1 protein-coding gene is annotated in these 858 nt (G+C 65.2%); it reads right to left on the bottom strand.

Annotated elements, in window-relative coordinates; genetic code table 11:
- On the bottom strand, positions 1–659 hold a 659-nt coding region (locus tag JP75_RS21680; protein ID WP_035086865.1), incomplete at its 3' end, for an IS110 family transposase.
- Positions 660–858: the final 199 nt, after the last annotated feature.

Genomic DNA, 858 nt, shown 5'->3' with positions numbered 1-858 from the left:
GAGACCTTGCCCAGCTCGGGCATGTCGGCCAGCAAGGCGATGGCCAGGACCGGGCCGACGCCAGTGACCTGACGCAGCCGGGCCTGGCGCTGCTGCAACTGCGGGGCGTGGGCCAGAAGCTCGGCAATGGCGGCCTCGAGCCGTTTGATCTCCTGGACGATCGCGCTCAGGCGCTCCTCGATGAGGGACCGGACAAGCGGTTGCTCGATGGTGTCGAGTTGACCGACAAGCCCGCTCTTTTCCGCCAGGATCCGCCGGCGATGGGCGGTGATTGCGTGCAGGCTCTGCCGGGCCGGATCGGGCGCATAGGGGGTGAGGCCCTCGTGCACTTCCCGCAGATAGCGGGCGATGATGCCAGCATCGATCCTGTCGGTCTTGGCCAATTGACCGATGCTGCGGGCAAAGCCGCGAATCCGGGCCGGCGGAAGAATATGAACGTCCAGACCCGCGGCGTGCAGGCTGTCGGCCAGGCTTTGTTCATAACCGCCCGAGGCCTCCAGCCCGACAGCTACCGGCCCAAGCCGAGCAAGCCGTTTGGCCAGTTCGGCCACATCGCCCGGCCCGGTGCCACAGCGCCAATGCTGGCCAGAAGGGTGAAGATGGATGTCCAGATGGCTCTTGGAAACGTCGATGCCGACAAAGACACTGTCGTGTAACATGGCCTTGCTCCCAGGCTTGTGGTGCGGGCGAAAGCCCGATCAACCGTTCGGGGTCAAAGGGAGCAGGCAGGGCCTTGCTTGACCGCGGCTGTCAAAACCAGCCCGATAGAACGGCCGCCTGCCTGCACGAGCCGGGATGCGCATCCCGGCTCGTGCAAAGACTAAAGCACAAAGCATCCACACAAGCCCGAGGGTGACG

It is taken from the genome of Devosia riboflavina (assembly GCF_000743575.1).
GTDB classification, from domain to species: domain Bacteria; phylum Pseudomonadota; class Alphaproteobacteria; order Rhizobiales; family Devosiaceae; genus Devosia; species Devosia riboflavina.
The sequence above is the reverse complement of the archived record's forward strand: the minus strand, read 5'-3'. Positions and strand labels throughout refer to the sequence as shown.